Raw genomic sequence first — 6,060 nt, 5'->3', positions numbered from 1 at the left:
CAGGTCGTGCCCAATAAATCGCACCAAAACACATGGGGCAAGGTTCGCAAGAGGTATAGATCTCACAGCCTTCCAGCTGAAATGTGTTCAGGTTTTTACATGCATCACGGATGGCCATAATCTCGGCATGCGCGGTTGGATCATTATGCGAGGTGACTTTGTTATTGCCACGGCCTACAATTTTTCCATCTTTAACGATAACACATCCAAATGGGCCGCCTTCGTTATTTTCCATGCCTTTAAGTGCTGCGGTAACCGCTTCGAGCATGAATTTATTATTAGGGTCTTTACTCATTTTTTTATAAATATTTAGGGTTGAAGAGACATTCAAAAATCCTCTTAATTTTTAATAAGTGAATGAATCTACTAAGTTAATGAATTTTAATGGCCATTAAAACGGATATCCAATAGCAAAATTTAGAATTGGATTTTTCAAGTCAAAATAGAAGCGTTTGCTTTTTGGAAGTGCAGGGTCATGAAAAGGTGCCGCCAAGTCAAAACGGACGACAAAACTTTGGATGTCCACACGGAGTCCGGCACCAGCGCCCATTCCCAGTTCATGGATGAAGTTTTTGGTAAATTTATCTTTACCGTCAAACGTTGGGTTTTCTTTGGAGTTCCAGATGTTTCCCGCATCGGCAAAGATAGCACCCTTAAAAAAAGAAAAGATTGGAAATCTGTATTCAATATTAGCTTCCAACCTAATATTTCCCGTTTTATCAAAATACTCAATAGGTTGATTATTGGCGGTGTCGTTAGCATTATAAGTGCCCGGTCCCAACGAACGGATTTTGAAAGCGCGCACACTATATGGCCCGCCGGCATAATATTGTTTTGAAAATGGTACGACCTCAGAGTTACCGTAAGCCATTCCAAAACCACCGTACAAACGCATGGCTAACGTGCGCTCTTTGCCAAAATTAAAATGGTAATGCAAATCTAAATCAGCTTTGGCATATTGCGCGTATTCAGATCCAATAAATGTTTTGGCCGCACCGGGTTCTTGTTGTTTTGCAAATAAGCTGATGGAATTTCCCGCCGTATCCAAATTGAAATTCAAGTATTTTTGATGTTTTATATTGCTGTCCACCATTTCATTATAGGTGAATGAATAGTTGAGACCGGAAATAAACTGTTGTTCAAAACTGCGTTTTAAAAACGGATTGTTTTCAAGAATGTCTTTAAATTCGGCTGTTGTTTTTCTAAGATCACTGTAATTAACCGATATAGGATTGATTTGATGGGTCACATATTTGTTGGCATCCCATACGTAACCAAACAATGCTGTTCCTGAAACCAAATTGTAAAGTTGTGTACGATCAAGATAATCCAGGCTCAATGAAATTTTGGTTTTTGGGATGGAGTATTTGAAAAAATCATCATTGATTTTAATAGGAAATAAGACCCTCGGAAAAATCAATTCGTTTTTAAAACCTAGTTCCAGACTGCTGTTTCCTGTACTTTTTCCGCTACCTATTTGTGCTTCGTAACCAAATTTTAATATGGTGTTATAAACCTCACCACCACCAAATAAATTCCTATTGCTGTAGGTTAGCGCTAAAGTTGGCCCTGCAAAATTATTGGATTTGGTAACTACTTGCAATTCTGCCGTAAAAGCACGTTTGTTCAACGGCGATAAATAGATGTTGGCCTCCAAGATTCCGAGACTGTCGGTGGCTATACTGTCAATTTCTGAGTAAAGAATATTCACGTACTTATAAGCGCCAATAGTCGATAAACGTCTAGCGGTATGACGTGAGGTTTCGGGATTATAGAGCTCGCCTTCTTTGAGTTTTATAAATGGTGCTAAATATTTTGGTTTCAAAAACTCTTCGTCCTGAATGTAGTTTTGATCATTATAACGTATTGTTGCTGATAAAACAGAATCAGTGGTCTTGTAATTGGGATAAATATTGATTTTAGAAATTCTGTAAGGAACGATTGATTTCTCGGGAACGGCATTTTTTAATTTGAGAAATAAATCAAAATTTTTGTTCTCATATTTATTGGTGTCCGCTTCAAAAATCAGGAAGTTTTCATTGAAATTATAATAACCACGTTTTTTGAGTTCCGCATCAATTCTTAGGCGTTCCAATTTCATGGTGTTGAGGTCAAAACGTCTTCTTCTTTTTATAGGAGAATTGCTGATTAATTCTGCGATTTCTTCATGTATTGGTGAGGGCAATGTGTCCAATTGGTAAGTTTTCATCCGATAAGGTGCTGGGACATTAACGGTGTAGGTGACCGATGCTTTTTTTTCTGATTCCTTAAATTTAGATGTTGCTGTGCTATATAAAAAACCTCTGTTTTCAAGGCGGTTGAGCAATAGTTTTTCAACTTCTAATGTTTCAACATCCGATTGGTAAACCGGTTTTTCTCCCATTTTTTTATACAGCCAACGTGTGATAAACCCTGGTTTTTCTTTCTGGTTTTTATAATAATAAAAAAGTCCGGGATAAGCGCCTAAAAATTTAGAATTGGGTTCTGGGAGCAGAACCGTTTCAAGTTCTTGTTTTAATCGTTTTTCATAGCGTATTACAGAATCTGATTGTATAACTAAGCTTGCGCCGGTATATAAACGTTCGTTCTCTGGTATGTATTTAGAAATACTACACGAGTAAAAACTTCCAATGAAGATTAATAAAAGGGGTATATATTTAAAATATAACTTCAAATTTAATGTTTTAAATGCGTTGTTTTTTACTAGTCAATGAACCTTTTTTAAGGTTGCTTTACTGTTTTGTTTTTTTGGTCTTGCGTTTTTCTTTTTCCGCGCGCTCTTCTTTCGTGGTCGATTTAATCAAAGCTTCCCAGAGTTCCTTAAATTTATTAAATTCTTGTGTAAATATCAGTGCAATGCCACTTACAACCGTTTGTCCATCAATAACGTTTTCATATTCATTTCTATGGAAACCTTTAAGGCGGTAGCGTCCACTTTCTGTAAGAAGATATTCAACGCTAAAATTTCCAATAATCGGGGTTTCTTCTTCTACGTTGCCACCGCCCTGAACGTCAATTTCACTGCCAACACTAACAATCAATCGGTCGTTGAATAGTTTTTTTTGTGCAGCAATATCCAATTGGGTACGATCTTGTGGTGCACTGCCTTGGTAATCGGTAAAACTGTCCAAACCAAAATTAAGTTCAAATCCGCTATTGCCCAATAATTTATCAGAAAACAGATTGAGCTGATCTGAAATAGCGTCATTTATGTTGTTTCGTGCTATTGATGCCACGCCGCCCGTACTGCCATCACTGCCAGGATCGGGATAAAAACGATTTAATACCAACAATGAGAATACTTGTCGGTTGAGTTCATCTTCCTGTTGGTTAAGTTGCTGTACCCTGCTATACACTTGTCCGCCAATGGATCCTTGCTCTTCTTTTGGCATGTCAAGACTAAAATTTATCTGAGGTTCTGTGAGTTGCCCATCAATATTTAGATACACATAAAATGGGAGTGATTGACGAAATTTTGCTTTGGATGCCGGATCTAAATTCGTAGAGGTCGGTGCCATTAAAGGCGCTGCGGGAGTTTTTATTTCATAAAGTGCTTTGACATCCAATTTTGCATCAAACGGATCGCCAGACCATGTGACGCGACTGCCAGAAACAAGATTGAATTTTCGATTGACAATGTTGTAAAGATTGAGTTCATAATGGCCGCTGGTCACTTCATAAATGCCAGCAAGCGATAGGTTCCCGTTAGGTTTCATGTTAAAATTCAAATCGCCTTCACCAGATACTTTAAAATTATCACCGGTAGATTGGTCAATAATAATGGTGACCGTAGCGTCTTTTCCGATATTGAGTAAAGCCGAAATGTCAAAGCCTGTAATCGTAGCGGTTCTCTCTTCAGTTTTGGTCAAAATAGCATCTGGGTTTTCACGATTTACGAAAATAACTACGCCATCACGTTCTTCAATATTAACACTGGCCGTTGGTAAAATATAAGTCACGTCGGTATCCGAACTCAATGTGGCTTTAAGGTCGATTATAGGAATGTTCAGATTGCCCGTGATTTTGGCATCGGCATCAAAAGAAGCTTTGCCGTAAATAAAATTGTTGTTTTCGTTGGTGGCGTTCAAAACCTGAAAATTATCAGCCGTAACTTTTAAATCGAACGTAGGATTGATAAAAGATTCCTGACCTATTTTGCCAGATACAATAAGTTTGTTCTGGTTTTCGTCCATGACGGTAAAATTGGCCATGGAAATCCCATGGTTATCTATATTTAGGGTTTCATTGGCAAGCGTAAACGCCGAATTGAACATTTTTATTTTGAATTTGGCATCATTAAATGTCAGATGTCCTTTGTATTCAGGTTGATCAAAAGTGCCATTAAATTTGAAATTACCATTAAAACTACCGTCGGTTTCTGTGATTTCACCTTTTGTAAATCCCGTTACAGCTTTCATGTTGAACTGGTTGATTGCCAAATTAAGATCGAGATTCGCACCGCCCGGAATAGCCATATAATCACCATTGAGGTCAAGGTCGATTTCGCCACCGTTCATGTCGATATTAAAATCGTAGCTGTTATTTCCTAAGGATTTGGCATCTAGTTTTAAATTGCCCAAATCTACTTGCATAAAACTCAAATTTGAAATACCCAAATCGGCAATAATGCCCGTGTTTATAAAAGGATCCTCCAATATAAAATCGCCATTCAGAATTCCAGTCGCAAGGTCTTCTTTTGGATTCAGATAATTCAAAAATTCGCTCAACTTAAAATTTTCAAAATGTATCGCTATATGTTCCGTGTCAATGGAAGGAAATTGGTCTGAGATTTCAAAAGATTGATTGGTGTTTCCAAAAACAAAATCATTGAACACCATTTTTTTGTCACTAATCAGAATTTCATTGCTTTCTGGTGTTTGCCAAGGCGATTTGTTTAAGATTAAATCTTCGGGAATTACATGAAAGTGCAATTGATTGCCATCACTAATAATCTGACTTGTAATTTGCGTCAACAGTTCATTTTTGTCATAAGCTAAGAAAGCCAACGAGAGTTTTTTGTTGAATTGATTGCCAGTGAGTTTCGTTTTTTGAATGTCAAATGGTCCTGCTTTTATTCGGTTGAAACCTAAATCAAAAATAAATTTGTCAGGGTCAGTATCCATTGTAAATGCTAAGCTGTCCAGTTCAAAATCGTTATAATTGATATGTGGTGCTGTGATATTCGCTTTGAGTAGCCGTTCTTTTTCTTTAAAATCCACATCAATTTTAATGGTGTCCAGTTTTTTGACGTTTACTAAAAACACTTCATTTAAAATTGGTGCTTGGATGATTTTTCCGCGCAATTTTAGATCAACTGGTTTAAGCTTTAAGCTATCCTGAGCTTTGTCCTCATCATAAAAATAACTGAGCAGATGACGTTTTAAAGAGGCTCCAAAAGTTTGAGGATCGGTATTGGATTGGAGTGCGATATCTACCAGCTTGTTTTGGACGGTAATGGAAGTCGTGTCCTTGCTAACATGTGCCAAAGCACTCAATTTGCCCATTAAATACGTTTTGTTGTCATACACCGCAACGCCATTATTAATGGTTGTTTCAAGGTCGTAATGATCAGTATTTCCCTTAAAATGGGCATCGATGTTCATGGCCATTTTTACTTCTCGATCCATGAGTCCCAAAGCTTTTAAATTGGCGCCGGCAATATCCAATTCAACGTTGGCCTCTGGAGCTAAAGTGTCTAAAACCACAAAGGCATTCAAGGTCATATCTAGGTTGTGATCTTTGTATTGCGAAGTGATTTTTCCTTGCCCATTTTCGATGTTTCCGACCAAATTTAGATTGTTGATGTGGTAATTGTTATAGGTGAAATCCGAAACTTTACCTTCTGCTTGAATATTAAGAGCGTTGATATTTTTTCCATTTCCTGTAGCTTTTACGATCAAACTTAAGTTGCCTAATTGGTCATTTTGAAGTAATTCATTGAGTTTATAATCGGCGATGGATAGCTTGGTGTCAAATTCGATAGTTTTCCCGTTTTTGATATAACCTTCCAAAGTGGCCAAACCTTGAGTGGTGGTTAAGGTGGTTTTGGTATGGATGTCG

The 6,060-nt window shown here is 37.4% G+C and carries 3 protein-coding genes; all 3 read right to left on the bottom strand.

The window, feature by feature from the left end:
- Window positions 1-295: nucleoside deaminase (locus VNJ50_RS09910; protein WP_325581417.1), on the bottom strand; the 295-nt coding region annotated here is incomplete at its 3' end.
- Between the two features lie 96 nt (window positions 296-391).
- A complete protein-coding gene (locus VNJ50_RS09905; protein WP_325581415.1) occupies window positions 392-2,674 on the bottom strand; it encodes a BamA/TamA family outer membrane protein in 2,283 nt (760 codons plus the stop codon).
- Between the two features lie 58 nt (window positions 2,675-2,732).
- The coding region (locus tag VNJ50_RS09900) for a translocation/assembly module TamB domain-containing protein (RefSeq protein ID WP_325581413.1) at window positions 2,733-6,060 on the bottom strand (3,328 nt) is incomplete at its 5' end.

Origin of the sequence: Gelidibacter sp. (assembly GCF_035577925.1) — a bacterium.
Taxonomy (GTDB): Bacteria; Bacteroidota; Bacteroidia; order Flavobacteriales; family Flavobacteriaceae; genus Gelidibacter.
The sequence above is the reverse complement of the archived record's forward strand: the minus strand, read 5'-3'. Positions and strand labels throughout refer to the sequence as shown.